Annotated in this window: 26 protein-coding genes; 12 read left to right on the top strand and 14 right to left on the bottom strand. The window is 53.7% G+C overall.

Features of this window, described 5'->3' with window-relative positions:
• Positions 1 to 2: 2 nt before the first annotated feature.
• Positions 3 to 1,442, top strand: coding sequence for a xylulokinase (gene xylB, locus ACR9EC_RS11160; RefSeq protein ID WP_435299298.1), 1,440 nt, complete (start codon positions 3 to 5; stop codon positions 1,440 to 1,442).
• Between the two features lie 53 nt (positions 1,443 to 1,495).
• Here xylB and ACR9EC_RS11165 read toward each other — a convergent pair whose 3' ends face one another.
• The 5 genes from ACR9EC_RS11165 to ACR9EC_RS11185 form a co-directional block, all read right to left on the bottom strand.
• Positions 1,496 to 2,251 carry a sulfite exporter TauE/SafE family protein gene (locus ACR9EC_RS11165; protein ID WP_435299299.1) on the bottom strand — a complete coding sequence of 252 codons (756 nt, stop codon included), beginning with the start codon at positions 2,249 to 2,251 and terminating at the stop codon, positions 1,496 to 1,498.
• A gap of 27 nt (positions 2,252 to 2,278) precedes the next feature.
• A complete protein-coding gene (locus ACR9EC_RS11170) occupies positions 2,279 to 2,743 on the bottom strand; it encodes a tRNA (cytidine(34)-2'-O)-methyltransferase (RefSeq protein WP_435300653.1) in 465 nt (154 codons plus the stop codon).
• Positions 2,744 to 2,875: 132 nt separating this feature from the next.
• Positions 2,876 to 3,529, bottom strand: coding sequence for a DUF4240 domain-containing protein (locus ACR9EC_RS11175; protein WP_435299300.1), 654 nt, complete (start codon positions 3,527 to 3,529; stop codon positions 2,876 to 2,878).
• Positions 3,530 to 3,702: 173 nt separating this feature from the next.
• Positions 3,703 to 5,394 (bottom strand): bifunctional 3'-5' exonuclease/DNA polymerase, encoded by a 1,692-nt coding sequence (locus ACR9EC_RS11180; RefSeq protein WP_435299301.1) that lies wholly within the window; start codon positions 5,392 to 5,394, stop codon positions 3,703 to 3,705.
• Between the two features lie 49 nt (positions 5,395 to 5,443).
• Positions 5,444 to 6,442 carry a LacI family DNA-binding transcriptional regulator gene (locus tag ACR9EC_RS11185; protein ID WP_435299302.1) on the bottom strand — a complete coding sequence of 333 codons (999 nt, stop codon included), beginning with the start codon at positions 6,440 to 6,442 and terminating at the stop codon, positions 5,444 to 5,446.
• 139 nt (positions 6,443 to 6,581) lie between these two features.
• Here ACR9EC_RS11185 and ACR9EC_RS11190 point away from each other — a divergent pair, with 139 nt between their 5' ends.
• The 6 genes from ACR9EC_RS11190 to ACR9EC_RS11215 all read left to right on the top strand — a co-directional run bounded on the left by ACR9EC_RS11190 (position 6,582) and on the right by ACR9EC_RS11215 (position 11,432).
• Positions 6,582 to 7,325: a glutamine amidotransferase gene (locus tag ACR9EC_RS11190; RefSeq protein WP_435299303.1), complete on the top strand. Its 744-nt coding sequence runs from the start codon at positions 6,582 to 6,584 to the stop codon at positions 7,323 to 7,325.
• A gap of 32 nt (positions 7,326 to 7,357) precedes the next feature.
• Complete coding sequence (locus ACR9EC_RS11195; protein ID WP_435299304.1) at positions 7,358 to 8,383, top strand: DMT family transporter; 1,026 nt, start codon at positions 7,358 to 7,360, stop codon at positions 8,381 to 8,383.
• On the top strand, positions 8,380 to 9,426 hold the full coding sequence (locus ACR9EC_RS11200) for a phosphotriesterase family protein (protein WP_435299305.1): 1,047 nt from the start codon (positions 8,380 to 8,382) through the stop codon (positions 9,424 to 9,426). Before ACR9EC_RS11195 ends, ACR9EC_RS11200 begins: the two co-directional genes overlap by 4 nt.
• A gap of 65 nt (positions 9,427 to 9,491) precedes the next feature.
• Positions 9,492 to 10,403, top strand: coding sequence for a ribokinase (locus tag ACR9EC_RS11205; RefSeq protein ID WP_435299306.1), 912 nt, complete (start codon positions 9,492 to 9,494; stop codon positions 10,401 to 10,403).
• A gap of 96 nt (positions 10,404 to 10,499) precedes the next feature.
• Entirely contained in the window at positions 10,500 to 10,829 is a 330-nt protein-coding gene (locus ACR9EC_RS11210; RefSeq protein ID WP_435299307.1) for a hypothetical protein, read from the top strand.
• A gap of 15 nt (positions 10,830 to 10,844) precedes the next feature.
• Positions 10,845 to 11,432, top strand: a complete 588-nt coding sequence (locus ACR9EC_RS11215) for a hypothetical protein (protein ID WP_435299308.1) — start codon at positions 10,845 to 10,847, stop codon at positions 11,430 to 11,432.
• Positions 11,433 to 11,494: 62 nt separating this feature from the next.
• Here the strand turns inward: ACR9EC_RS11215 and glpK are convergent, their stop codons facing one another.
• The 3 genes from glpK to ACR9EC_RS11230 form a co-directional block, all read right to left on the bottom strand.
• A complete protein-coding gene (gene glpK, locus ACR9EC_RS11220) occupies positions 11,495 to 13,012 on the bottom strand; it encodes a glycerol kinase GlpK (RefSeq protein WP_435300654.1) in 1,518 nt (505 codons plus the stop codon).
• Between the two features lie 111 nt (positions 13,013 to 13,123).
• Positions 13,124 to 13,873 (bottom strand): MIP/aquaporin family protein, encoded by a 750-nt coding sequence (locus ACR9EC_RS11225; RefSeq protein WP_435299309.1) that lies wholly within the window; start codon positions 13,871 to 13,873, stop codon positions 13,124 to 13,126.
• Positions 13,874 to 13,984: 111 nt separating this feature from the next.
• Complete coding sequence (locus ACR9EC_RS11230) at positions 13,985 to 15,730, bottom strand: glycerol-3-phosphate dehydrogenase/oxidase (RefSeq protein WP_435299310.1); 1,746 nt, start codon at positions 15,728 to 15,730, stop codon at positions 13,985 to 13,987.
• 97 nt (positions 15,731 to 15,827) lie between these two features.
• Here ACR9EC_RS11230 and ACR9EC_RS11235 point away from each other — a divergent pair, with 97 nt between their 5' ends.
• Together ACR9EC_RS11235 and ACR9EC_RS11240 are read left to right on the top strand one after the other, a co-directional pair.
• The gene (locus ACR9EC_RS11235; protein WP_435299311.1) at positions 15,828 to 16,778 is read left to right on the top strand and encodes a sugar-binding transcriptional regulator; all 951 of its coding nucleotides are present in this window, start codon (positions 15,828 to 15,830) and stop codon (positions 16,776 to 16,778) included.
• A 3-nt stretch (positions 16,779 to 16,781) separates the two neighbouring features.
• Positions 16,782 to 17,363, top strand: coding sequence for an amino-acid N-acetyltransferase (locus ACR9EC_RS11240; RefSeq protein WP_435299312.1), 582 nt, complete (start codon positions 16,782 to 16,784; stop codon positions 17,361 to 17,363).
• Positions 17,364 to 17,387: 24 nt separating this feature from the next.
• Here the strand turns inward: ACR9EC_RS11240 and ACR9EC_RS11245 are convergent, their stop codons facing one another.
• A complete protein-coding gene (locus ACR9EC_RS11245; RefSeq protein ID WP_435299313.1) occupies positions 17,388 to 18,356 on the bottom strand; it encodes an A/G-specific adenine glycosylase in 969 nt (322 codons plus the stop codon).
• A 29-nt stretch (positions 18,357 to 18,385) separates the two neighbouring features.
• On the opposite strand from ACR9EC_RS11245, the gene ACR9EC_RS11250 reads away from it, so the two are divergent.
• The gene (locus ACR9EC_RS11250; RefSeq protein ID WP_435299314.1) at positions 18,386 to 19,087 is read left to right on the top strand and encodes a hypothetical protein; all 702 of its coding nucleotides are present in this window, start codon (positions 18,386 to 18,388) and stop codon (positions 19,085 to 19,087) included.
• A gap of 34 nt (positions 19,088 to 19,121) precedes the next feature.
• Here ACR9EC_RS11250 and disA read toward each other — a convergent pair whose 3' ends face one another.
• From disA to ACR9EC_RS11270, 4 genes are all read right to left on the bottom strand, one after another.
• Positions 19,122 to 20,207, bottom strand: a complete 1,086-nt coding sequence (gene disA, locus ACR9EC_RS11255; RefSeq protein ID WP_435299315.1) for a DNA integrity scanning diadenylate cyclase DisA — start codon at positions 20,205 to 20,207, stop codon at positions 19,122 to 19,124.
• Positions 20,208 to 20,297: 90 nt separating this feature from the next.
• Positions 20,298 to 21,668, bottom strand: coding sequence for a DNA repair protein RadA (gene radA, locus ACR9EC_RS11260; RefSeq protein ID WP_435299316.1), 1,371 nt, complete (start codon positions 21,666 to 21,668; stop codon positions 20,298 to 20,300).
• Positions 21,669 to 21,748: 80 nt separating this feature from the next.
• Positions 21,749 to 22,429, bottom strand: a complete 681-nt coding sequence (locus ACR9EC_RS11265) for a potassium channel family protein (RefSeq protein ID WP_435300655.1) — start codon at positions 22,427 to 22,429, stop codon at positions 21,749 to 21,751.
• A gap of 79 nt (positions 22,430 to 22,508) precedes the next feature.
• Positions 22,509 to 23,885, bottom strand: a complete 1,377-nt coding sequence (locus ACR9EC_RS11270; protein ID WP_435299317.1) for a TrkH family potassium uptake protein — start codon at positions 23,883 to 23,885, stop codon at positions 22,509 to 22,511.
• Between the two features lie 219 nt (positions 23,886 to 24,104).
• Between ACR9EC_RS11270 and ACR9EC_RS11275 the strand changes: the two genes are divergently transcribed.
• Both ACR9EC_RS11275 and ACR9EC_RS11280 read left to right on the top strand, forming a co-directional pair.
• Entirely contained in the window at positions 24,105 to 25,292 is a 1,188-nt protein-coding gene (locus ACR9EC_RS11275; protein WP_435299318.1) for an acetoin utilization protein AcuC, read from the top strand.
• A 127-nt stretch (positions 25,293 to 25,419) separates the two neighbouring features.
• Positions 25,420 to 25,518: a 30S ribosomal protein bS22 gene (locus ACR9EC_RS11280; protein ID WP_003792170.1), complete on the top strand. Its 99-nt coding sequence runs from the start codon at positions 25,420 to 25,422 to the stop codon at positions 25,516 to 25,518.
• A gap of 101 nt (positions 25,519 to 25,619) precedes the next feature.
• Here ACR9EC_RS11280 and ACR9EC_RS11285 read toward each other — a convergent pair whose 3' ends face one another.
• Positions 25,620 to 26,456: an HAD family hydrolase gene (locus ACR9EC_RS11285; RefSeq protein WP_435299319.1), complete on the bottom strand. Its 837-nt coding sequence runs from the start codon at positions 26,454 to 26,456 to the stop codon at positions 25,620 to 25,622.
• Between the last annotated feature and the right edge of the window lies 1 nt (position 26,457).

Below are 26,457 nucleotides of genomic sequence, written 5' to 3' on the forward strand. Positions count from 1 at the left end.
ACATGGCACGTCTTGTCGCAGGAGTCGACTCCTCGACTCAGTCATGCAAAATCGTCATCCGCGACGCAGAAACCGGAGCGCTCATCCGCTCCGGTGCTGCGCCCCACCCAGACGGGACATCAGTGCACCCACAACACTGGTGGACTGCATATCAAAAAGCAGTCGCCGCTGCCGGCGGACTTGACGATGTTGAAGCGATAGCAGTTGGTGGTCAACAACACGGAATGGTCGCACTCGACCACAACGGTGATGTCATCCGAGACGCACTGCTCTGGAACGACACACGATCAGCAGCTGCCGCACGCACCCTTATCGACGAACTTGGCGCTCTACGTGGAAAAGACGGTGCCGAAGCATACGCGCAAGAAATAGGGGTTGTTCCAGTCGCATCATTCACCGCAACAAAAGTTCGGTGGATGCGCGACAACGAACCAGAACACATGGACCGTGTAGCAGCGATCGTGCTGCCCCATGACTGGCTCATGTGGCAGATCATCGGTGCAGGTGGCACACCCGGGCATGCACGAGACCTTTCCGCGCTTGTAACGGACAGATCGGATGCTAGCGGCACAGCATACTTCAATGCAGTGACCGGCGAATATGACCGTGAACTGTTTGAACTTGCTGCAGGCCCCGACACCTTTGACCGTATTGTTTTGCCACGCGTGCTCAACCCCAACGAAGTAGCAGGGCGAACACCAGACGGTATTCTTGTTGCCCCAGGGGCAGGAGACAACGCAGGCGCAGCATTAGGTGTAGGAGCAGCCGCGGGAGACGTCGTGCTTTCCGTGGGAACCTCTGGCGTCGTTACTGCGGTATCTGACACTCAAGTAGTTGACCCAACAGGAAACGTGGCCGGTTTTGCGTCCGCAAACGGCAACTTTTTGCCACTAGTGTGCACCATTAACGCTTCACGCATTTTGGATGTGGCCTGCCGCATCCTTGGTGTCACGTACGACGAGCTCGCTGACCTTGCGTTGTCTGCGCAGCCTGGCGCGGGAGGAATCGCCATGATTCCGTACTTTGAAGGGGAGCGCACCCCTAATCGTCCTGAAGCGACAGGGTCCCTGCACGGCATGACGCTAGAGAACAGCACACCAGCCAATATTGCGCGTGCCGCGGTAGAAGCACTGTGCTGTTCACTTGCTGACGGCGTTGATGCACTGCGAGACCTCGGCGTAGCTGTGGAGCGTCTTGTGTTGATTGGTGGGGGCGCACAATCTCCCGCCACGCGGACAATCGCACCGCAAATATTTGCGATGCCAGTCATCGTTCCGGCAGCTGGTGAATATGTTGCTGATGGTGCGGCCCGGCAAGCAGCATGGACGCTTTTAGGAGGCACTCAACCTCCGGCATGGCCACTCGCCGGTGTTGAAACATACACTGCACAACCAGCTCCACATGTCAGAGAACAATACGCGCGCGCACGCGACCTGACGTAAAAACGGCAGCACATACAAGGTGGTGGTGAACCTACTCAGGTTCACCACCACCTTTATACATATGCGTCAGTGAACGTTTTGATAATCAAAGCGCCAACAACAACGATGAACACCCAACGCACAAACCTTGAACCTCGTCGCAACGCCAGACGCGCACCAATGAGCGCCCCAACAATATTGAGTACGGCTAACGGAATGGCAAGATGCCACCACACGTGCCCTGTTGCCGCAAAAAGAATAAGTGCAGCAAGGTTGGTGCCAACGTTGAGGATTTTGGAACTTGCGGACGCGTTGAGGAAGTCATACCCGAGCGCCCGGACAAAAAAGAACACGAAAAAGCTGCCCGTACCAGGCCCAAAAAAACCGTCGTAAAACCCGATAGCCACACCAATAGCGCACGCGAAGAACAGTTCATTTTTTCCTGCGAAGCGTGGGGTATGGTGGGCGCCAAGGTCTTTACGAGCAAGCGTGTACACAAAAACGGCAGCCAAAATTATGGGTAGCGCCTTGCGCAAAGACTCACCAGAAACGTGTGTTGCTAGAAAAGCGCCAGCAAAAGCCGCGATAAAAGCCACCGCTGCGGCAGGAAGAACGACGCGCCACCGTATATGAACGCGCTGCGCAAACTGAGTAGCAGCAATCCCCGTGCCCCATATGGCGGTTGCTTTGTTTGTGCCCAGCAGTGTCGGTGCTGCCGCTTGTGGAAATACCGAAAACAGTGCTGGCAAAAGGATCAGGCCACCACCACCAACAACGGCATCAATGAAACCCGCCAGCAGGGACGCTAGCCCCGCAATAATCCATTCCACACGACAACTTTATCTGCGGTTGAGGTGTTACACCCCGGCAGTGAACCCGTTTTGGCGCCACGCTTCATACACGGCTATAGAGGCAGCATTTGTGAGGTTGAGTGAACGCAGTGACGGCAACATTGGGATGCGCACTTCAGTCGTGACGCGTGGATGGTTGAGCACTTGCTGGCTCAAACCTGTGGGTTCAGGGCCAAAAAGTAGCAAGTCCGTGGGGTCGTATGTGATGTCGGTGAAGTTCGTGGTTGCTCGGGTTGTGAACGCAAAAACTCGTGACGACGGATACAAGTCGAATAGTGCATCAATGTTTGTGTGGACGTCCATGACCGCGAGGTCGTGATAGTCCAAACCTGCCCGTTTTAGTTTTGGTTCGGACAAGTCAAAACCTAACGGTTCAATAAGGTGCAGGCGGGCGCCAGTGATCGCAGCCAACCTGATTGCGTTTCCAGTGTTGCCGGCAATGCACGGCTCATGGAAAACAATGTGTGGCACTTGCGATGCGCTGGGGGCAACATGGACGGGCGCGCTGAGTGGTGGTTCTTCGTTCACAACACACCATTATCCTCGGGTAATTGCTCAGACGAAAATGGGGTTCACACGGTGTGTGAACCCCCGCGAAAATTTTTATGACCAACCAGCCTTGTTCGACCCCGATTCTCGCGAAATGCCCGTGTTATGCACGAGGCGTTCACCATACACTTCTTCATACACTTCAGCGGATATGTAGCAGATGGGTTCTAACTCTGCTTCGACCACCCAGACGGATGGGTCAGCATCGACCGCATCAAATACGTCTTTTCCTGCTGCGACGATGAAGCCTCTGCTGTACAAAAATCCGTCGTCGCTACCATCAACGTATTCGTGGACGTCTTCACGATCAATGTCATACAGTTTGTGTTCGAGGATTTCATCGAATGAGGCAAGGTCTTCTTGGGACAGTAAAGCGAGGGACTCTTGCAGGCTCATCACCATGAAGTCGCTCATCTCTAAGAGGCGATCTGCTGCCTGTTCTGCTTCTTCGGGGATGAGTAGTTTGTGGCGTAGTTCAGTTGCGCCAGCACCCCATGCGTGCGCGATGAGTTCCCAAAATTTTTCTTCATTCATGCCAGGTTCGACACGGTGAGGGTCGTCTAAAGAATTAGGCGATTCAGCTGACCGCGCGCTATGAAAAGTGAAATTTGGTGAACGGTTACGGCTCAAAAATGCCACAGTCACAATGAAACCAAGGAGGGCAAGCGAGAAAACAACAGCGAACAGTGGGCCGGGAGTATCAGTCATGGCAGGCTCCTATCAGTGTGAAATGGCGGGTAATGAACCTGTCATTTCGGTGTGGCCGCAACCATAGGGCCACGCAACGTGTCCTCATACTTCGACCCTACCGTTTTGTGCACGAAATGTAAGGTCGAAAACAGGCACGACCTGCACCCTTTAATATCCACACCGCTGGATTTCTATGTTTTGGGGTTTGTGTAGCTTGTGTTGATCGCTGCTGTTACCGGAAATTCAACGTCGCTGTCGCCAAAAAGTAGTGTTCCTGCGCGTTGTGCGGCTTTGGTGACGAGTTCAGCGACCTGCTGGGCAAGATGCGTAGGCGTGTGGATGAGGATTTCGTCGTGGAGGAAAAAGACGAGGTGCGGTCCCTGCTCAACGCGAGCGTCAACTGTGGCGGTTGTTTCTGCTTCGCGTAGGGTGAGCTGCCATAAATCTTGGCGCACCTGAGCCATCCAACATAATGCCCATTCAGCGGCTGTGCCTTGGCAAATAAAGTTGCGGGTAAAGCGCCCATAACTGCGGGCGCGCGCCATACGGTCCCGGGTACTGGTGGGGTCGTCTCCTTCGCCTGTTTGTTCGAAAACCCCTGGCAGTGATGTGCGGCCAAGCCACGTATGTACTGTTCTGCCTTGTTCGCCTGCGCGCGCCGCATTTTCGACGAGAGCCATAGCGCGCGGGAAAGCAATCTTAAATTTGGGTAAGACTTGAGCGCTCACCCCGGTGGTGCCACCGTACATGGCCCCTAGCATTCCGTATTTGGCGTGTTCACGAGATTCAACTACGCGCGCATTAACGATTTCTTGGTACATGTCATGCCCTCGTCCAGCCTGAGCCATTGCGTGGTCGTGACTCATTGCGGCAAGAATGCGAGGTTCGAGTTGGGCGGCGTCTGCAATAACGAACGTCCACCCTTCGTCGGCGACGATAGCGGGCCGCACAAAGTGGGGGAGTTGGAGTGCCCCACCGCCGTCTGCACCCCACCTTCCGGTTGCGGCACCTCCTGGGACGTAGATGGGGCGGAAGCGACCGTTTTTGATCCATTCATCCATCCACGTCCAACCGTTAGCGCTTAGCATTCTGCTTAATTTTTTGTATTCCAGCAGGGGTGGGATGACAGGGTGGTCTATGTCGCGGATTTCCCACTTGTTTGTGCTGTTTATTTTTAATCCGGCGCGCTGCAGGGTTTTGAGGAGTTCGCGTGGTGAATCGGGGTTGAGGTTTGGTGCGTCGAGGATAGAACGTAGCGTGCGGGCGAGGTCTTCTAAAGCGTGTGGGCGAAAACCTGGTTGAGGGCGCGGGCCTAACACTGCGGTGAGGATGTCATTGTGAATGTCGCGGTTCCATGGCACGCCGGCGTGTGTCATTTCTGCTGCGGTGAGTGTTCCAGCAGATTCAGCGGCAATTAAAAACTGGAGGCGACCGCGTAGGTGGGGTTCGGCGGTGTTAAGTACGTGTAGTTGTCGCTGAAACTCTGCGACAGGATCAATTGCCACATGTGGTGTGGAAGGAAAGAGTCCGTCTGTGGGTTCAGGGGCGGGGCCATTCCATAGGGTTGTTTCGGCGAGGTTTGTGCCTGACATGAACGCTGTTGGGTCAACCCACGCCGCGTTTTTTAAGATTGCTCGGGCTTTGCGTAGGTCCCAGCATTTCTCTACGCGTATGCCGTGTGCAAGTAGGGTGCGGTAGGTTGTCGCTGAGTCGGCCCATACCCAACGGGGGTGGTGTTCGCGTTCTTGCGTATGTACCCAGCCCGGAAACTCGTGTGCGGGAATGGTGTGGTTGTGCAGGGTGGTTAAAGTTCCAGACTGGAAGTCTGGTTCGACAAGAACCGCAAGGAACTCTTCGTCGTGTGGAGCAAGAACGTAGTGCACTCTTCTATTGTGCCCCCACCCACGAACTTTTCAAACATATGTTCGAATATTAGTGTGTGTTCGTTTGTCTAATGACGGATTCACGGATGGTGAGTTCCATGGGTAAGGCGTGATCAGTTACGGTGTGGCCGTTGCGTAGTGCGGTGAGTTCGGCAAAAACTGTGTGGGCAATGTCGCTGATCGGCTGTGCGATTGTTGTGAGTTGTGGACGCAGCCATGCGCCTACTTTGATTCCGTCAAAGCCGATAAGTGAGAGGTCTTCGGGGACTCGAATCGAATATTGTGATGCCGCCGAAATGACCCCGATGGCGACGATGTCGCTTGAGATGAACGCCGCTGTGGGTTGGTGGGAGAGCTGCTTGAATTGGGTGAGTACGCTCGCCCCAAATTTTTCTGAGTAGGGCCCGTGGAACATGATCGCAGGATCAACCTCGAGGCTGTTTGCTGTGAGTGCTGCTTCGTATCCTGCTTGGCGTTGACGTGCGGATAGTAGGTCGGTTGGCCCGCCTATGTGGGCGATCTGCGTGTGCCCCATGGAAATCAGGTAGTTGGTTGCTTGAAAAGCTCCCGCAAAGTTGTCAGCTCCAATGAAGGGCAGGGTGGAGGTGTTCGTGCGTTCGATGGGTTCGTCAGCGACAACGACGGGGAAGCGCGCAGCAAGATCGTCAAGGTGGGGGTTGTCTTTGCTCATGCCTACATATACGGCGCCGTATATTTCGTGTTCGCTTTCTAAAAGCCTGCTGACGATATCTGTTTCGTTTTTTGTATCCCCACCGCTAAGTGTGATGTGTGGTTCAAGTCCGCGGGCGGTTGCAGCGTAAGACAAGGCTTCTGCTAGCGAGGCGAAATAGGGGTTTGCTAATTCCGGCACGATGATGATGACGGTGTGGCTCACGGTGGCGGTGGGAGGTGTGGCGCCAAGTGTGCGCATGGCCTCAAGGATTTTAGATTCGGTGTCTGGTTTGAGTGTGAGTTCGCCCTTGAGGTAGCGAGAAACAGTGGAAACTGACAAGCCTGCAACGCGGGCAATGGCTGAATAGGATGCCATGTTTTCCCCTTTTTAAATGTTTTGTGTTCTCGCCTCGAAGAGAGTTCGTGTGCGGTCGTTGCGGAATTTTGTGATTCATCCTATGCTACATGAACATGTTGTTGCGCAAATTGTGCGCAAAGATTTGCGGAGGTTTGGAATGGCAAAAGTTTTACTGGCAGGCGAATCTTGGGTAAGTGCTGTCGTCGACCATAAAGGGTATGACGCTTTTCCACACACCCAAGTGCACATTGGATGCGCAAAGTTTCTAGAAGTTTTGCGCAAAGCCGGGCACGACGTTACCCACCTTAAATCGCACGACGTCGCAGAAGAATTCCCACTCACACGCCAAGAACTCGACAACTACGACGTCATCATCCTGTCCGACATCGGATCAAACACACTGCTCCTACCACCACAAGTATTCGAAGACGGACGCCCCACCGCCAACCGATTCACCCTCCTCAAAGAATGGGTACACGACGGAGGCGGACTCATGATGGCAGGCGGCTACCTCAGCTTCCAAGGATTCCAAGGCATGGCCAACTACGCAGGAACCGCCATCGAAGAAATCCTGCCCGTCAACATCAGTAGGTGGGACGACCGCAAAGAAACCCCCGAAGGCATCAGCGGACACCTCACCACACACGACCACGACATCGTCAACAACCTCGACGACACATGGCCAATACTGCTCGGCTACCAAATCCTCGAACCCAAAGAAGACGCACACGTCCTCGCAGAAATCGAAGGCAACCCACTACTCGCAATCCGCACAGTAGGACAAGGACGCACACTCGCCTTCGCATCAGACATCTCCCCACACTGGGCACCAGAAGAATTCATGTCATGGAACGGCTACCAAACCCTCTTCGACAACTGCGTCACCTGGCTCGCCCGATAGAATCAAACCCACACAAGTAAAGGAAGAGAGCAATGGCGCTTTCCAACAAGCCTGACCTCGCGGCACCACACACACCAGAAAAGAAAGAAGCCTCAGTAGGCTTCGCCGCAGGAGTATTCGTACTCCTCACAATCCTCGCCGGAATGCTCGGGCCCATGCAATCCGCAGTAAACGGCCAACTCGGAAAAACAGTCGGCGACGGCCACCTTGCCGCAGTCATCTCATTCGGTTCCGGGCTCATATTCATGCTGGTTGTCGTACTCTCACGCACCAAAACCCGAAACGCCCTCGTCGCACTCCCCGGACAACTACGCCGACGCGTCATCCCATGGCCCAACTTCTTTGCCGGACTATGCGGAGCCGTCATCGTCCTCTCCGAAGGCGTCTCAGTCGGCGCACTAGGAGTCGCAACATTCCAAACCTCACTCATCTCAGGAATGGTCATCTCCGGTGTCCTCTGCGACCGACTCGGAATCGGAGCGAACTTCAAACAAGCACTCAACGCTCCCCGAATCATCGGAGCACTCCTCGCCATCGTCGCCACCATCCTCGTCGTCTCACCTAACTTCCAAGCACCACACGTCATCGCCCTCGCGATCCTCCCATTCGTCGGAGGTCTCCTCGCCGGATGGCAGCCAGCCGGAAACTCAAACATCGGCAAACTCGCAGACTCCATGCTCGTCTCCATCACATGGAACTTCATCGTCGGATTCACCGCACTCACACTCGTCTTCATCATTCGTGTGATGGCAGGATCTGCACAATTCGTCCTTCCAGAAGCATGGTGGATGTACCTCGGCGGACCACTCGGACTAGCCTCAATCGCAGCCATGGCACTACTCGTACGCCACCTCGGACTACTCCTGCTAGCGCTCGCATCAACAGCAGGTCAGCTCATCGGTTCGGTCATGATCGACTCGCTCATTCCAAGCCTCGGCCACACCGTATACGCGGTAACAATCATCGGTGCGTTGGTGGCGCTCGTCGCATCAGGCGTCGCAATGATTCCATCCAAAAAGATGACAAAAAATCATGATGAGAAAGCTGCGCTGGCATGACAACCAACGAACCTACCCTCATCACAGTGCTCGGCGAAGTCCCACAATCCCAAATGGGTCTCACGCTCCCGCACGAACACCTCTTTAATGATCTGTCCAGCGTTGTTGACGAACCCTCCTACGAGTTCTCAAAAATGCTGGTAGGGGCAGATGTTGACCCATCACTGATGTGGGCGCTGCGACAGGACCCATACTGTTGCGCAGACAACATCGCTCCGAAACCCGTGGACAATGTCGTCACAGAAGTGCAAGCCTTCGCGAATATCGGAGGACGCACAATCGTTGACGCAACCGGAACAGCAGCAATCGGGCGCGCACCTGAAAAACTCGTTGCTGTTGCGAAAGCTACCGGGCTCAACGTTGTTATGTCCACGGGTCCTTATCTTGAAAAGTTCGAAGGCAAACGCATCACCGCGCGAACCATCGATGAACAAGCCAGCGAAATGGTTGCTGAACTCCAAACCGGAGTAGCAGGCACAGGAATCCGCGCAGGCATGATCGGTGAGATCGGTGTTTCACCGTTCTTCACCGAAGCAGAACGAGGCGCGCTACGAGCCGCCGCAATCGCTGCAACCGAATGCCCAAACATTGCGTTAAACATCCACATGCCAGGCTGGCAGCGACGTGGCGACGAAGTGCTTGACCTCGTGCTCAACGAAGTCGGAGTGGCACCACATAAAGTGTCACTAGCGCACTCTGACCCATCAGGGAAAGACACCGAATACCAGCATCGACTACTCGACCGTGGCGTATGGCTGGAATTCGACATGATCGGGCTAGACATCACCTTCCCTAAAGAAGGTGTATCTCCCACTCCCGACGACACAGCAACAGCCATCAGCGGGCTCATCGAAGCAGGATACGACAAGCAAATCGTCATGTCACACGATCTGTTCCTGAAACAAATGTGGACACAAAACGGAGGAAACGGCTTCGCCTACGTTCCAAACGTTTTCTTAGAACTACTCAAATCAAAAGGTGTCTCACAAGAAATCTGTACACGGCTCGTGACAGAAAACCCACAGCGCCTGCTCACACGCTAAAACTGTGTATATGGAGCGGAACTGCCTTTGTGCGGTTCCGCTCCATGCTTTTAAGGAGAAAAAGAGTGAGAAACTCAGTCGTAGTTGTTGGATCAATCAATGCAGACCTAAGCGTTCGGGTCGTGCGGCATCCAAAACCTGGTGAGACAGTTTCAGGGGCAGGAGGCACGATTCTTGCTGGCGGTAAAGGCGCTAATCAAGCCTGTGCTGCCGCACGTTTAGGCGCCAACGTCACACTGATCGGCGCAGTTGGTGCAGATGCCTATGCTCAACCAGCTCTTGCCGTGTTAAGCACTACACCAGCTGACTTGACTGCCGTAGCTCAAGAAACTGATGTACCTACGGGACTTGCTATCGTCACATTAGACGATGCAGGGGAGAACTCGATCGTTGTTATTCCGGGTGCGAATGCCAAAATAACTGACGAATTTGTGCACGACCACAGGAACACCATTGCCAACGCTCATGTGGTTGTGTTGCAAGGGGAAATTCCCTCGTCGGGAATCGAAGAAACTGCCGTCCACGTGACCCAGCGTCTGGTTATTAATCCCGCTCCAGTTCTCTTGTTAAGCAGTGAACTGTTGGCAAAAGCCGACCCTATAGTTGTGAACGAGCACGAAGCCGTAGAGATTCTTACGCTTCACGGGCAGCCTGCCAGCAACCCGCACGATTACGAAAACGTGGCACGAGAACTCCTAGCCCTCGGCGTAAAAAGCGCGATCATCACATTAGGAGGAGAAGGCTCAATTATTGCCCAGGAAAATGAAATCGTGCGAATCCCCGCGACAAAAGCACACACAGTCGTTGATACGACCGGTGCGGGAGACGCTTTTGTGGGGTCGTTGTCCTATCGTCTTGCAGAAGGCGACGATCTCATCACCGCTGCACGTTATGCCAGCCGCGTTGGCGCGTTTGCGGTGCAAAAAGCAGGCGCACAAGCATCGTATCCAGATGCTTGTAGTGAGCTGCCGCAATAGTGCATGAAAACCTGTGGATAATGCGACAAGCACTATAAGCACCCGTAGTATCTTAAGCACTGCTTTAGTCCTGAAAAATATAAATTAGGAGTTTCAATGACGAAAAAGATACTTTCCGGGATTTGCGCTCTAACATTGTCAGCAGGCATGATCGCCACGGTAGCACCAGCGCACGCAACCACAAAAAATTATGGCGGCTGCGCACTCACAGTGAAGAGCTACAGCACACACACTGTTGCAACAACAAAAAACTGTGCTTGGGCGATCGCTTGGACCAAGGGGCGCACCGCACAGGGAAAAGTGTTATGGACCCGCGGGCCGCAAGGAAGCACATCAGTGACACCGCGTTTTCCCTCTGCAATGAAAACTGGAAGTTACGGGCAAAACCCATGGCTTCGTGCACGTGGCTTGATGATGAGAGGCTAAGGGGACCTCACACTGATGCGAACATATAAATCTCGCATACTCGTGGCGTGCACATCGTTGTTCTTTACCTGCGGGATCGTTACAGGCTGCGCTGAACCGCACGCTGATGTGAATCCATACGAAGCCGAATTCACGCAAGCAATGGCCGCAGCAGAAACCGATTTTGAGCGTTCCGTGCTTCAAGACGGAAAAATAACGCAAGCCGAAATCGACGAGGCACACGACCTTTACGGTCAGTGCTTAAACGAAAACGGCCTTGATTTTACGCGTGACAATAACGGTGGAATGCAGATCGTTACGCGTGAAACAGAACCTGAAGACGCTGAGCAGGCGGAAAACTTCTCGAATAAGTACATGAAGATCATTGCAGAGTGCGGGCGAGGCACCATCGATATTATTTCTGACCTCGATGCGCGAATGCGGATCAATCCGTTGAAGGAAGACTATGCAACTATTGTCGTCGAATGTTTTATCCGAACCGGCTTGCGAGATTCGAACTACACGGTAGAAGACTTCGAAAACGAAGACGACAGCACGTTTGTTGATGAAATAGATTTCGATCAAGAAACGGCCTGTTTGAACTCTCCAAAAACGACAGGTTAAACGCAACAAAAAGGTGGGGAACAAGCAATATTGCTTGTTCCCCACCTTACGTCACGAGTGGATTACTTTACGTCGTCGTCAACCCAGTCAAGGGTCTTTGCAACGGCTTTCTTCCACAACCGGTATTGACGTGCGCGCTCATCTTGAGTCGCCGATGGAGCCCACCGCTTGTCTTCAGCCCAGTTGCGGCGAACGTCGTCTTCACCGTTCCAGAATCCAACAGCGATACCAGCTGCGTAAGCTGCACCGAGCGCTGTAGTTTCTGCAACCTTTGGACGAATAACCTCAACGCCGAGCTGGTCTGCTTGGAACTGCATGAGAAGTTCGTTAGCGACCATTCCGCCGTCAACCTTCAACTCGGTGAGTTCTACACCAGAGTCAGCGTTCATAGCGTCCACAACTTCACGGGTTTGGAAAGCAACAGCTTCCAAAGCAGCGCGGGCAATGTGGTTCTTGTTGACATAACGGGTGAGGCCTACGATGGCACCACGTGCGTCTGGGCGCCAGTGTGGTGCAAACAGGCCTGAGAACGCTGGAACAATGTATGCGCCACCGTTGTCGTCTACCTTGCGTGCAAAGTATTCAACGTCAGGTGCGTCCTCGAACATGTCTAGGTTGTCGCGCAACCATTGAATGAGTGAGCCAGTAACTGCGATGGAGCCCTCAAGCGCGTATACGGCTGGAGCGTCACCAATCTTGTAGCATACGGTGGTGAGCAGCCCATTCTTGGAGTGGATTGGCTCAGTTCCGGTGTTCATGAGCATGAAGTTTCCGGTGCCGTATGTGTTCTTGGCGTTACCGATCTCAAAGCATGCTTGACCGAAGGTCGCTGCTTGCTGGTCACCGAGAATACCGGAAATTGGGACTCCAGGTACTAGGCCAGTCTTGCGGCCGTGTCCGTAAACCTCAGAAGACGATTTGATTTCTGGGAGCATCGACTTTGGCACGCCGATGGCTTCGCACATTGCGTCGTCCCACTGCAAGGTCTCAATGTTCATAAGCAGTGTGCGGGAAGCATTGGTGACGTCGGTGACGTGTACGCCGCCTTCTGTGCCGCCACTCATGTTCCACAGTACCCACGTGTCGGTGGTGCCGAACAAGAGGTCGCCGCGGTCAGCTGCTTCACGTGCGCCCGGTACGTTGTCGAGAATCCAGCGTACTTTTGGTCCAGAGAAGTATGTTGCAAGAGGGAGACCAGTTACCTTCTTGTACCGGTCTGCACCTTGGTCGCCTGCGATTTCGTCAACAATTTTTTGGGTACGGGTGTCTTGCCACACGATCGCGTTGTAGACAGGTTTTCCGGTTTTCTTGTCCCACACGACCGCTGTTTCGCGCTGGTTGGTAATACCAACGGCCGCGACATCCTCGTGTGTTGCGTTTCCGCGGGTGAGTGCAAGGCCCACAACTTCACGAACGTTGTTCCAGATTTGGTCAGGATTGTGCTCAACCCATCCAGCCTGAGGGAAGATCTGGTCGTGTTCTAGTTGACCCACCGAATGGATAGTGCCGTCGTGCTTGAACAAGATTGCACGGGATGATGTCGTTCCTTGGTCAATTGCGAGAACGTACTTCTTAGCCATGAGATCTGCTTTCTTCATTGAAGCGAGTGGGAGTGGTTCTGGGGGATCTATGCAAGATGTGACGAGCGGCTGGAAAAGTGTTGGTTGTGTCCAGCCGCTCGTCAGGAATGGTTAGGCTGGAATCCAGTTGAGGCCGTTTGCCACGAGACCTGCAACGACACCACCGACGATGGGTCCAACGATAGGAACCCATGAGTAACCCCAGTCGCTCGAGCCTTTGTCTTTGATAGGAAGCAATGCGTGAGCGATACGTGGACCGAGGTCACGAGCTGGGTTGATGGCGTAACCGGTTGGTCCACCGAGGGACATACCGATTGCAACCACGATGAGGGCAACGGCTAGTGGGCCGAGCGCTGAAGGGCTGCCACCTGCGATGAGAACCCAGAACACAAGAACGAATGTTGCGACTGCCTCTGTAACGGTGTTCCACAGTGGGTTGCGGATTTCTGGTCCGGTAGCAAACACTGCAAGTTTGAGGCCAGCGTCGTCGGTGGCGTCAAAGTGTTGCTTGTAGACGAGGAACGCAACAACGGCTCCGAGGAAAGCACCAATGAGTTGTGCGCCGATGTAGGTGCTGATGCTTGCTGCATCGACTGGAATACCAGGTACGAATTCTTCTGCACCACTCGCTACGATACCGAGCGTTACAGCAGGGTTGATGTGCGCTTGTGATTTGTATGCTGCGTAGACACCAGCGAAGACTGCGAATCCCCAACCAAAGGTGATGAGAACCCAACCGGTGCTATTACCCTTTGTTTTTCCCAGTACTTGGTTTGCAACAACACCAGCACCAAGAAGGATCAGTATTGCGGTTCCGAGGACTTCCGAGAGGAAGATATCTCCTAGTGAAACTGTATCCATTGTTTCCTACTCTTTCTGACTACATTGTCTGTGGAGCCGAGCTGACCTGCGCGGTCGTTATGACGGGCCGACTCCGAGTGGGTATCTTCTCACGTGTGTGAGAACTATGCGTTAGATCGATTCCATGGGGGAAAGATCGTGTGTTTCGAGCCGAACTGTTTCTGCTGATTCGTCGTCAGGTTCTTGCTCGGCCGCAGCTTCAGCCTGTGCGCGGTCACGGTAGGCTGTTTTCTCTCGTTCTGCAGTTGTTGTGTCCCAGCCGAGAACGGAAGCAGCGATCTCTGTAATGTCGTTTAGGGCTTTTAAACCTCTGTCTGCGTATTCGTAGTTGATCCTAGTGCGATGAAGCATGACGTCTTCGAGGTGAAGCACCCCTTCATGCGCTACCGCGTAATAGATTTCAGCGCGAAGGTATGCTTCTGCGCCATTGACTGGTTGTGCCATGGATGGATCTTCGTTGCAGATGGCGACGATTTCATTGATCATCGACCCATAGCGGTGCAGCAAATGTTCGACCATTTGCCGTGACCAGCCAAACTTTGTTTGGTATGCGCGCGTCTGGTTTTTCATTGCGGCAAGACCAACTGCTCCAAGGAGTGGAATGTTGTTTGTGACGGAGGGTTTTGTTGCTGCCTCTGCGCCGAGGGCAAAGTCAACTGCGTCTTCTGCCATAACCCGGTATGTGGTGAGTTTTCCGCCAGCGATAACGGTGAAGCCTGGGTTGGGGGAGGCAACAGTGTGTTCGCGGGAAACCTTGGCGGAGGATGTTCCTTCTTTGACTTCAGGTTGAAGTAGGGGCCTCAACCCAGCGAACGTACCGATAATGTCGTCGCGGGTGATGGGGTCTGAAAGGACTGCGTTGGCGTGTTCGAGCACGTAGTCGATGTCCGCTGACGTTGCGACAGGGTGTTGAAGTTCTTGTTTCCACGGGGTGTCCGTGGTGCCGATGATCCAATAGCGTGACCATGGGATTACGAAGAGCACAGATTTTTCGGTTTGAAGGATGAGTCCCGAGGTGCCTTTGATGCGGTCGCGTGGCACAACAATGTGGACGCCTTTGGATGCGAGAACTTTCAAGCCGCCGGTGCCGCCGGCAAGGGCTTCAGTTTTTTCTGTCCATACGCCGGTCGAGTTGATGACGTGTTTGGCGTGGACGGTAAAAGTTTCGCCGGTTTCGAGGTCTTTAAGAACAGCGCCGTTGACGCGACCAGCTGGTGATTTTGTTAGTTCGAGGACTTGGGTGCGTGGTAGTGCGTGTGCACCGTAGCTCGCTGCTGTGCGCACGAGGGTGAGGACAAGGCGTGCGTCGTCGACTGAGCCGTCCCAGTATTCGATGGCTCCAACGGCTGCGTCGTGGCGTAGGCTTGGGAATTTCTTTTGCATGCCCTGGCGTGAATAGTGCCTGTGGAACGGCATGGCTCGCTTGCCTGGGGCGAGTGAAGCCAAAATGTCGTACAACATGATTCCGGCGCCGATGTAGGGGCGTTCATACTGTTTGACCAGCGGGAAGAGGAAAGGAACTGGCTTGACGAGGTGAGGCGCTAGCTTGTTGAGGAGTAGGTCGCGTTCGGTGAGTGCTTCGTGCACGAGCGAAAAGTCGAGCATTTGCAGGTAGCGCAGTCCGCCGTGAACAAGTTTTGAGGAACGGCTGGATGTTCCACTAGCCCAGTCTTGTGCTTCAACGATTGCGGTGTCGAGGCCGCGCGTGATGGAGTCGAGTACGATTCCAGCGCCAGTGACACCACCACCGATGACGAGTACGTCGAGGGGCGACTCAGCTGTTGTTGCTTTGAGTGCTTCAAGGGAGCGTTGGCGTGACTGTGGTGTCAGGGAGGCGTTTGAGCTTGCGGAAGACATCGGTGTCCTTTCGAGGGGTTCTCTCGACGTATTTACAAAACTTCCACCAAACGGAACGGTTGCGCAACTTGAATGCACAAATGTGCAAGACTTGGGTATGGCATATCGAGACCAAGATATCCTCCGTGCCGCGTCAATGTACTACTTGCAAGACGTAAAAATGGAGACAATTGCACGGCATTTAGGGACTTCGCGGTCAACAGTGTCACGCATGATTAAAGAAGCGCGAGCATCTGGTCTCGTCGAAATAAATCTGCGTCCCACGCAATCTCGTGCACCAAGTATCAGGCAGCATTTTCGTGAAGTGTGGGGAGTTGAGGCTTTTGTGGTACCTATCGTTGAAGCCCGCTCTGCAGAAGCGCGGCACGAGCAAGTCGCAATGACATGCGCGAAACTCGTAACCAACTGGTTTCAATCCGAAATGGTACTTTCTGTCGCATGGGGGACAACCCTATCTGCCGTGGCCAGACACCTGCCGCGCAAACAAACACACGGTGGCGCAGTCGTGCAATTAAACGGTGCCGCAAACACTAGAACCTCAGGAGTGTCGTACGCCGGCGACCTCATTGCTGCTTTTGCTGAAGCGTTAGAAGCACACGCTGTCTATTTTCCCGTTCCAGCTTTCTTCGATTACGAACACACGAAAGAAGCGATGTGGCAGGAGCGCTCCATACGACGAGTTTTAGAAATGCAACAAGCCTCAGACATCGCCCTATTCTCGGTGGGTGCTCTTACAGGAGGGCTCCCGTCGCACGTCTACTCAGCCGGATATCTAGAATCCGATGATGTTGCTGTACTTGATGAAGAAGGCGTCGTCGGTGACGTGTGCACTGTTTTCCTACGGGAAGACGGCACATACGCAGACATCCCGTTGAATCGACGAGCAACGGGACCGAACCCCGCGCAACTCGCAAAAATTCCGCGCAGAGTGTGCGTGGTCGCCGGCGATAACAAGATCACGCCGTTACGCGCAGCATTACGCGCAGGTGTCATAACGGACCTGATTATTGACGAAGTGACAGCCACAAAATTCCTTGTCCACGAGTAACACGTGAGCAGACGCGATATGGACGATGCACGCACGAGCCAAGTTATAGGCGTACATTCATCAAATGTGAGTACTATTGCGCCATTCACTATCCGTCCAGCATTACCAAAAGACGTACCTGCAATTCGTGCACTGGTTGAACCGTACGCAGCACAACGCATTTTGATTGCTAAAGAGGCCGTTACATATTACGAAGCTGTGCAGGAGTTTGTTGTTGCCCAGCGTGGTGACGACCCGCGCGATATTGTCGGTTGCGGTGCTTTACACGTCATGTGGGAAGAGCTTGCAGAAATACGCACTCTCGCAGTGGCTGAAGAAAATCTTGGCCACGGAATAGGGCACAAACTCGTCGCTGAGCTTATTAAACGGGCGCGCACATTCGAACTGAAACATGTTTTTTGTTTAACGTTTGAAACCCACTTTTTTGAACGCCACGGATTTAAATCCATTGAGGGAACACCCGTTGGTGTCGACGTATACGCCGAACTATTACGATCGCACGACGACGGAATCGCAGAGTTCCTCGACCTAGCGCGGGTAAAACCAAACACGCTCGGTAACACTCGCATGCTGCTTGAACTGTAACTAGGTGCGGTTGGCGTTCGGGGTTTAGTTCGGAAGGCTGTACGCTTCACCGTCTTGTTCGACGAGGCCGTCTTCTACCAGCGAACCCAAACAACGCTCTAACTGCGAGAGATCAGGCCATACAAGATCAATGCGTGGTCGAATTACAGGGCCGTGCTCTTCACGCAAAAGTTTCATAATTTTGCCGCGCACTTGACGATCTGTTCCCGTAAATTTTTGCGGGTTTCGTTTATGTGCGTGCTCGTCTTGCGGGAAACCTGACAGCCGCCATGCACATAATTCACGCACTGGGCACTGATCGCATAAAGCGGTGCGAGCCGTGCACACGATTGCCCCTAATTCCATTGATGCTTCAGCCCACAACACGGCATCGTCAGCGGATTCGGGTGTAATTGCGCGTGCAAAAGCTTTTTCCGCACTGGAATACGTGGGGTGAGGTAGAGCCTGCCCAAGGAACACTCGCGCACTCACCCGACGAATATTTGTGTCAACAACTGTCGCTCGCTTGCCGTACGCAAAAGACAAGATAGCAGCCGCCGTATAGTCACCAATCCCAGGTAGCCGGACAAGCTCATCATACGTGTCAGGAACTTGACCGCCATGATTGTCTACGACGACACGTGCACATTCTTGCAGCCGCAAAGCACGCCGAGGGTATCCCAAAGAAGCCCATTCTCGTAAGACCATAGCCGTTGATGCAGCAGCCAGATCAGCGGGCTCAGGCCACAACTCCAGCCATCGTCGCCAAATAGGTTCCACGCGGGAAACAGGGGTTTGCTGAGACATTACTTCACTCAACAACACCGCCCACGGCGACGTGTCTGACACACGCCACGGCAGCGGACGCTGCTCAGCAAGAAACCACTGCCCAACAATGCGTTGCACTTGGGCAACTTGAACAGAAGGAACAGACGAAAAAACAGGATGACTAACCGGACCACGCACACCATATTGTGGCACGAAGCAACCCGCAGCGGCGCGCCACAGAGACATAGAACACAACCCGCCGTATTTTAGGGTGCATGGAGCCACACTCTGGGCATGACGACACCACCAACAGTGAAGACTACGACACTGAAGCACCCGGCAACGGAGCCCCTCCTAAAACTCCACAATGGGTGTACTGGATGCGACGGATCCTTGCGCTTGTCATCGTCGGTGCGCTCATTGTTCTTGTCGTTTTTGCGGTCAAAGCAGTCCTGAACGTGTTCAGCTCAGATGAACCGGAAAAGCAAAGCACATCGTCTGCCACTACAGACTCAGACAAGAAAAAAGACTCCACACAAGAACCAGCAACCCCAACACCTGATGAGACCACCCAAGCAGCACAGAGGCCACAAGCATGTGACCCTGCCCAGATCAAACTCACGGTATCTACCGCGTCGAAAGAGTTGCCGGCAGGAACACCCATGACATTCACGTTGCAGGCTTCATACAAAGGCGAAGAACCGTGCATTCTTGACGTGTCGGCTCAAGAAACAACCGTCACCATGTATTCCGGAGAAGACCGAATTTGGGCGCGCTCCGACTGCGACGCCACGGGAAGCAAACCGATGTATATGGAAAAATCTGCAAAAGCGACGCTCAACATCGCCTGGGATGGACAACGATCAACCAAGAAATGCGCTGACGACCGCCCACTTGCTAAAGCCGGAACATATCGTGTTGTCGCACAATACGAAACCGCTAAAAGTAAAGACCTAGTCTTTCAACTCACTAAATGATGACGCACTAGCGTGAGGCTACACGTAACGCACGCTACACGTAACGCTCTAGGATGCTCGACTCAGCAAGCCGAGAAAGCCCTTCACGTACTGCACGGGCACGCTGCTCACCGACACCATCAACAGCCATGAGATCTTCAATGGTTGCAGCAAGTAACTTTTGCAACCCACCAAAATGAGAAACCAAACGGTCAACAATGGCACCCGGAAGGCGTGGAATGCGGGCCATCATGCGATAACCATGTGGTGCAACAGCGGCATCTAATGCTTCGCCGCCGCCAGGCAGCCCAAGAATCCGGCCGATTTGGCTGAGATCAAGTAACTCTGTGGAATCTAGCTTCGCTAATGCTGCAAGCGTTTCAGATACAGAATGTCCCTTGCGTGACGTGTCAACGTAGTCACGCAACACGAGTTCACGGTCAGAGACAATCGCACCGATTAACTCGTCGTGCTGCAAAGCGAGAAGGCGGCCTTCAGTACCCAATTCGACAACATAGGAGGCAACCTCGTCAGAGATACGCCCAACCATTTCAAGACGCTGCACAACCATACACACGTCACGTACGGTGACGAGGTCTTCGATTTCGAGAGCAGACAGAGTTCCACTGACCTCGTCTAAACGGGCTTTATACCGTTCAAGGGTCGCAATAGCTTGGTTAGCTCGCCCCATAATCGTGTCTGGGTCTTCTAGCACGTAACGTGTGTTGTTGAGGTACACGGCAATAATGTGCATGGACTGCGAGACAGAAATGACCGGCAACCCAGTTTGCTTAGCTACCCGCTCAGCCGTCCGGTGACGCGTACCGGACTCAGAAGTTTCAATAGTCGGGTCTGGCAGCAACTGCACTGCGGCACGACGAATATGACCCCCATAGCCATCGAGCACGACAGCACCATCCATCTTGCACAGTTCGCGCAGGCGGGTGGACGAAAACTCGACGTCAAGTTCAAAGCCACCCGTAGAGATCGTGGTGACAACTTCGTCATAACCTAAAACAATGAGCGCGCCCGTGCGTCCACGCAGGATACGTTCTAATCCGTCGCGTAGTTCAGTGCCGGGGGCAACCGCCGCGAGTGTTTCGCGCAGGAGTTCATCATGATGTCCGGGGGTGTTCGCCACAAAGGACATTTTACGTTGTTTTCCTCAAAGAGATGATGAAGTAGCGGGTGTTTTGTGCGGTGACGTGCATCGGAAGAACTCCCCTGATTGTTAGTGGGCGCGTTGAACAGCCTCAAACACCGTGTGAGCTTGCAAAAGTTGCATACCAGCAGGCGCTTCAAGGTGTGCACTCGCCGGAACAATTGCACGAGTGAAACCAAGCCGCGCTGCTTCAGAAAGGCGCCGAGAAATCCCACTGACGGTTCGCAATTCACCGGCAAGCCCCACCTCACCTAACGCAATAGTGCCAACCGGCAACGCTTTATCCTCTAACGCACTCATCAAAGCAAGCAGCACCGCAAGATCAACTGCAGGTTCAGTTATTTTTGCGCCACCAATAGTGGACACGTACACGTCTGTATCCATGAGTCGTGCACCAAGATGCCTGTGCGCTACCGCGAGAATCATGGCAAGACGCGACGAATCGACGCCGCTAGTGGTCCGTCGCGGATTGGCTAACGAACTAGGTACCACAAGAGATTGAACTTCCAAGGCAAGCGGCCGGCGGCCTTCTATAGTGACAGTGACACACGTGCCTGGAACCAGCATGTTGATATGTGACAGAAAAAGACCCGACGGGTCAGACAACCCAATAATTCCCTCTTCTGATAGTTCAAAACAGCCCACCTCATCGGTTGGGCCAAAACGGTTTTTCGCTGCTCGCACCATACGTAGCCTGGCATGACGATCGCCCTCAAATTGGCAGACAACGTCAACTAAATGTTCAAGAGTTCGAGGGCCTGCTACAGAACCATCTTTTGTTACGTGCCCAACAAGAATGACTGGCAGGTTCCTATCTTTGGCGCATTTGATAAGGGCTGCTGCGACCTCACGGACTTGGCCGACACCACCCGGGGAGCCTTCAACCTCGCTGGAAGCGATAGTTTGGACAGAGTCCACAATGAGCAGATCAGGAGAAACCGCCTCAACGTGGCCCAAAAGCATGCCAAGGTCTGTTTCAGCGGCAAGTAATAGTTGCGGGTCAAGTGCGTTGATTCGTTCTGCTCGAAGACGAACCTGACCAGCAGATTCCTCACCCGTCACGTAGAGAACTCGTCGTCCACCGCGGGCAGCAGTAGCGGCAACATCTAACAACAACGTCGATTTACCAACACCTGGCTCTCCTGCCAGTAACACAACAGCCCCAGGGACGAGTCCACCACCAAGCACCCGATCAAATTCAGGAATGCCAGTAGGGGTTGCTCGGGCAGCGTCAACGCTAATGTCAGCTATCGGCCGTGCAGGGTTGCTGGTGGGTTTTGTTGCCGTTGTTTTAGGCCCCGTTGGTGTGGCACCGGCTTCATCAACGGTTCCCCACTCTTGGCATTCACCACATCGTCCTACCCATTTTGCGGTAGTCCAGCCACACTCTGAACACCGAAAAGACGGTCGAGCTTTTGAAGTTTTTGATGCAGTTGCCATGCCTTAAACCTAACGTCACCCTCTGACACGCACACGAAAAAGTGCAGTGCAGAGGGAAAAATTGTCCTTAAATCTCGCGGCTAAGGGCGCGCAGCGAATCGCTCTAAGAGCTCAGAGTGACCAGAGACCACGATGAGGTCATTAGCGGAGATGCGGGTGTTGTCATCGGCATACACAAAATCCATGCCCGGAGATTTCACACCGATGATAGTGACACCGTATTTTTCCCGAACACGGGACTGCCCAACAGTGAACCCTTGAGTTTCGCGCGGCGGACGCATCTTGACGATAGTGAACCCATCTTCAACTTCGATGTAGTCCATGAGTTTTCCAGAAACAAGGTGGGCGACACGGTTACCGGCATCAAATTCTGGGAAAACAACGTGGTGCGCGCCGATGCGTTGCAAAATACGGCCATGCTCAGCAGAGATCGCTTTTGCCCAAATTTGTGGGGTGCCCACATCAACGAGGTTTCCCGTAATAAGCACCGACGATTCAATGTGCGTACCCACACCAACAACAACGATGGAAAAGTCACGCACACCAAGCTGCTCTAAAGCATCAGGGTTAGCTGCGTCGGCCTCAACGATCGGGAGACGATCGGAGTATTGGGCTACTAGCTGCGGGTTTTGTTCGACAGCAAGAACTTCTTGGCCGAGACGATCAAGAGTGAGAGCAATCGCGGAACCAAAACGGCCAAGCCCAATAACGAGCACACCGGCATCGCGTTTTGATTCTGTGCCGCGACGGGCACGCGCCAAAGACCGCGCAGCCCGGTTTGCGTATGTGCTGCGTCCAAAACTGGCAGCGTTTTGTTTGAGAACGTCATCCACTTCGTCGCTAGCCAATGATCGGCCTTTCTTCTGGGAGGCGGACAACCCGCCGGCGGCTTCTGAGTGCGAGGGCAGCGCCAAGTGTCATCGTACCTACACGTCCAATGAACATGAGGGCAACAAGTAAGTATTGTCCTGATGTTGGAATGGACGCGGTGATTCCAGTGGACAACCCAACAGTTGCAAACGCTGAGATCACCTCAAAGAGGATGACGTCAAGGGTGTACCCGGTAATTTCAAGCAAAATAAGTGACGATACGAGTACCACTGTGGCACCAACAAAGGTCACTGCAACGGCTTGCCGTAGCGCATCTGAGGGTATGCGTCGGCCGAAGCTGTCGATGTCTTTGTCTCCGCGTGCTTCGGCAAGAATCGCAATCATAAGGACAGCGAGGGTCGATACTTTGATACCGCCGGCTGTTGATGCAGAGCCACCGCCAACGAACATTAATGCGTCGGTGATCAGCCAGCTGGCTTCATGCAGGCCGTTAATGTCGACGGTGGATAATCCACCGGATCGGGGCATTGCAGCGAGGAAAAGGCTCGAAAGGATTTTGTCGTTCCATGCCATATGGCCAAGGGTGAGCGGGTTTGCCCATTCGGCTGCGAGGAACCATACCCATGCAACGAACAGTAGTAGTAGTGAGGTCACTACTGTCAGTTTTGCGTGCAGTGACCAGCGGGCATAGCGGCGCTTTTGGCGTGCAATATTCAAAATGACTGGAAACCCGAGGGACCCGATGAACATACCGAGCACGATGGGCAGGAGCAGCATCCAGTCTTGATAGTGCGGGACGAGCCCTTCCGCTGTGGGAACAAAACCTGCGTTGTTAAAGGCAGAAATGGCGTAAAAGGCGCTATGCCATGCTGCTTCCCCAACGCTTTCGTTGAGGTAGAGGAATCGTGGCATGAGCATGAGTGCGATAGCGAGCTCAAGGCTTGTTGACGTGATGACAACGACGCGGACAAGTGATCCAACTTCACCAAGTTTTGTTGTTTTGGTTTCGGACGCTGCCATGAGCCGTGCAGTCAATCCGATGCGTCGAGATACTGCGAGCCCAAGTATGGAAGCAAGCGTCATAACGCCGAGACCACCGACTTTGATGCCCACGAGAATTACTACTTGTCCAAAGGTAGACCAGTATGTTCCGGTTGGTACGGTGGTGAGACCGGTGACGCATACGGCCGATGTTGCGGTGAATAAGGCGTCTATGAACTCAGCGCGTTCGCCATTTGCTGTGGCGATGGGCAAACTGAGCAGTGCGGTAAAAATGAGGATGACAGAGGCGAATACAGCGAGAGCGAGGCGTGCAGGTGAATGCCGGGCAACCCGGTCAATGAACTCGCGGCCAGCCCACAGCCGCAATGTCACGCGTGACGCCACGTGTGTTCCTTCCTAACTGGCCTGTCGTGTTGGTCTGGTGACACGTGGTTCGTGCACAGTCCCTTAGCAAACTTTGCCATGTTTTTGGGCGGTATGTTGAACATTCGGTTGGGGAGTGGGCGCTTCGTGGGTTTTTCTTTATGAAATTGTTGTTTACAAGGGTGTCCACTGAGCGATCCGAATTTGAAGAATGTGATGTGGGTCGCGGTAAGTTGAAGTATGTCATTTCGTGCGTGTGTGTCGTGGTCTAAAGACTTGTTGGGGTATGACTTTGGGTTTGGGCACCCTATGTCACCGGTGCGACTCGATTTGACGATGCGGCTCGCTCAAGAGCTGGGAATGCTCGATAACGACGATGTCTCGGTTGTGTCGTCTCAGGGCGCCAGTGATGACCTGTTGGCTTTGGTGCATACGAAGGAATACATTGCTGCGGTTCATGCTGCGTCTGAACGCGATGAGCCTCAAGAGCTTCGCGGGTTGGGTACAGAAGACAACCCAAATTTTCCAGGTATGCATGATGCTGCGGCCCGTATGACTGCGAGCACGGTTGATGTGGCTATGGAGGTCTGGTCAGGTAAGGCTCAGCATGGGTTGAATCTTGCTGGTGGTATGCATCATGCCATGCCGGATGGTGCTGCAGGGTTTTGTATTTATAACGATGCCGCAGTTGCGATAAGGCGTTTGCAGGAGGCTGGGGCTACTCGGGTTTTATATGTGGATGTCGATGCGCATCATGGTGATGGCGTTGAACGCGTTTTTTGGGACGACCCGAACGTTTTAACGTTTTCGATTCATCAAAGTGGGGCCAGTTTATTTCCTGGTACAGGTTTTCCTACAGATATTGGTGGGGCGAATGCTTTGGGTGCGGCTGTTAATGTCGCGTTGCCGGCACGTACTGCTTCTGATGGCTGGTTGCGTGCTCTGCATGCTGTTTTGCCTGATGTGGTGCGGGCGTTTCGTCCTGAGATTATTGTGTCGCAGCATGGTTGTGATGCGCACCCGCTCGATACCTTGTCGGATTTGCGTGTCTCTGTTGATGCTCAACGTCAAGGGGCGCAACTTATTCATGAACTTGCGCATACGTATTGTGATGGAAAATGGGTGGCGTTAGGTGGCGGCGGGTATTCCGTTGTCGATGTGGTGCCTATTATGTGGACGCATGTGTTGGGAATTGTGACTCATAACGAATTTTCTGCGGCTACACAAACCCCGCAACGGTGGCGTGCGCATGTGCGTGAGTATCTTGACCATACGCCTCCGGATGTTCTTTCTGATGGGCTTGGAAGCGCGTCTTTTACCTCTTGGGAGAGCGGTTATGATCCTGCTTCAGAGATTGATCGGGCTATTCGTGCCACGCGTTCAGCGGTCTTTCCACATCTTGGTGTGGACTTAACGTATGAGATTTGATGTGGTTTGTGTGGCGAATTACCGCTTCTTTTTCTTCCGTTTGGTTTAGGTCACTCAAGATTTGCCTGTACGCTAGGAGATGGACTTTTCCACGCGTAGATAAGAACAACAACAGTGAGGAACCGAAATGGGCTCCGTCATTAAGAAGCGCCGCAAGCGTATGGCAAAAAAGAAGCACCGTAAGCTGCTTCGTAAGACGCGTCACCAGCGTCGCAACAAGAAGTGACTTTTGATTTTAGTCTTCTATCAGGCTCGATCCAGTAATGGATCGGGCCTGAGTTGTTTGTGTGCGGGGTGCGGGTGTGCGAGTGGAAAGTGTAGGCGCGGTTAGCGTTTAATTTTCGCTAGGGTGCGTTTTGCGACGAGTGCGACAACCCAAATGAGTCCGGTCCAGCTGGCTGTGGTGATTCCTCGTTTGGCTACTCGGCGTTTTCCTCGAAATTCCCGGATGGGCCAGCCTACTTCTTGGGCATGCCGGCGTAGTCGCGCATCGGGGTTGATTGCACAAGGGTTGCCGACAGTGTTGAGTAATGCGATGTCGTTGGTGGAGTCACCGTAGGCGTAGGAGGCTTCAAGGTCGAGGTTGTGTTCTTTTGCCAGGTGGTGGACGCCGCGTGATTTTGCGGCTCCGTGCATCATGTCGCCGACGAGGCGGCCAGTGTAGTATCCCGATGCGTCGTGTTCTGCGATGGTGGCGAGCGCTCCGGTGGCGCCTAGCCTGCGGGCGATGAGTGCGCCGATTTCTATGGGTGTTGCGGTGACGAGCCAGACTTGGTGTCCTGCGGCGATGTGGGCGTCGAGGAGGGTTTTTGTGCCTGGGTAGATGCGGTGGGCGAGGACTTGGTCGTAGACGTCTTCGCCAACAGTTATTACTTCGGCTACGGAGTGTCCTGACATGAGGTCGAGGGCCCGTGAGCGTAGGGTGTCGATGTCTCGGGTGTTTTCGCCGAAGAGCACATATTTGGTTTGTTTTAGACCGAACGTGATGATGTCTCGGGTGCGAAAGAACCCTTGCTTGTAGAGTGCTTTGGCGAGGTGGAAGGCGCTTGCGCCGCGAATGATTGTGTTGTCGACGTCAAAGAATGCGGCAGCTTGTGGGGCAGAACCTGTCTCTGGTTGCGCTGGTTCGTGGGGGGCGCGTGGGGATGGTTGGTTCTGAATCACC

Source organism: Timonella sp. A28 (assembly GCF_051200815.1).
In the GTDB taxonomy this organism is placed as follows: domain Bacteria; phylum Actinomycetota; class Actinomycetes; order Actinomycetales; family Cellulomonadaceae; genus Timonella.

Bases quoted from the DNA above. Each gene is read 5' to 3' on its own strand.
- ACR9EC_RS11245 (WP_435299313.1), bottom strand. From the start codon at position 18,356: ATGTCTCTGTGGCGCGCCGCTGCGGGTTGCTTCGTGCCACAATATGGT.
- ACR9EC_RS11275 (WP_435299318.1), top strand. From the start codon at position 24,105: ATGTCATTTCGTGCGTGTGTGTCGTGGTCTAAAGACTTGTTGGGGTAT.
- ACR9EC_RS11175 (WP_435299300.1), bottom strand. From the start codon at position 3,529: ATGACTGATACTCCCGGCCCACTGTTCGCTGTTGTTTTCTCGCTTGCC.
- ACR9EC_RS11225 (WP_435299309.1), bottom strand. From the start codon at position 13,873: ATGGATACAGTTTCACTAGGAGATATCTTCCTCTCGGAAGTCCTCGGA.
- ACR9EC_RS11195 (WP_435299304.1), top strand. From the start codon at position 7,358: ATGGCGCTTTCCAACAAGCCTGACCTCGCGGCACCACACACACCAGAA.
- ACR9EC_RS11230 (WP_435299310.1), bottom strand. From the start codon at position 15,730: ATGTCTTCCGCAAGCTCAAACGCCTCCCTGACACCACAGTCACGCCAA.
- ACR9EC_RS11235 (WP_435299311.1), top strand. From the start codon at position 15,828: ATGGCATATCGAGACCAAGATATCCTCCGTGCCGCGTCAATGTACTAC.
- ACR9EC_RS11280 (WP_003792170.1), top strand. From the start codon at position 25,420: ATGGGCTCCGTCATTAAGAAGCGCCGCAAGCGTATGGCAAAAAAGAAG.
- ACR9EC_RS11185 (WP_435299302.1), bottom strand. From the start codon at position 6,442: ATGGCATCCTATTCAGCCATTGCCCGCGTTGCAGGCTTGTCAGTTTCC.
- ACR9EC_RS11210 (WP_435299307.1), top strand. From the start codon at position 10,500: ATGACGAAAAAGATACTTTCCGGGATTTGCGCTCTAACATTGTCAGCA.
- glpK (WP_435300654.1), bottom strand. From the start codon at position 13,012: ATGGCTAAGAAGTACGTTCTCGCAATTGACCAAGGAACGACATCATCC.
- ACR9EC_RS11190 (WP_435299303.1), top strand. From the start codon at position 6,582: ATGGCAAAAGTTTTACTGGCAGGCGAATCTTGGGTAAGTGCTGTCGTC.
- xylB (WP_435299298.1), top strand. From the start codon at position 3: ATGGCACGTCTTGTCGCAGGAGTCGACTCCTCGACTCAGTCATGCAAA.
- ACR9EC_RS11250 (WP_435299314.1), top strand. From the start codon at position 18,386: ATGGAGCCACACTCTGGGCATGACGACACCACCAACAGTGAAGACTAC.
- ACR9EC_RS11215 (WP_435299308.1), top strand. From the start codon at position 10,845: ATGCGAACATATAAATCTCGCATACTCGTGGCGTGCACATCGTTGTTC.
- radA (WP_435299316.1), bottom strand. From the start codon at position 21,668: ATGGCAACTGCATCAAAAACTTCAAAAGCTCGACCGTCTTTTCGGTGT.
- ACR9EC_RS11200 (WP_435299305.1), top strand. From the start codon at position 8,380: ATGACAACCAACGAACCTACCCTCATCACAGTGCTCGGCGAAGTCCCA.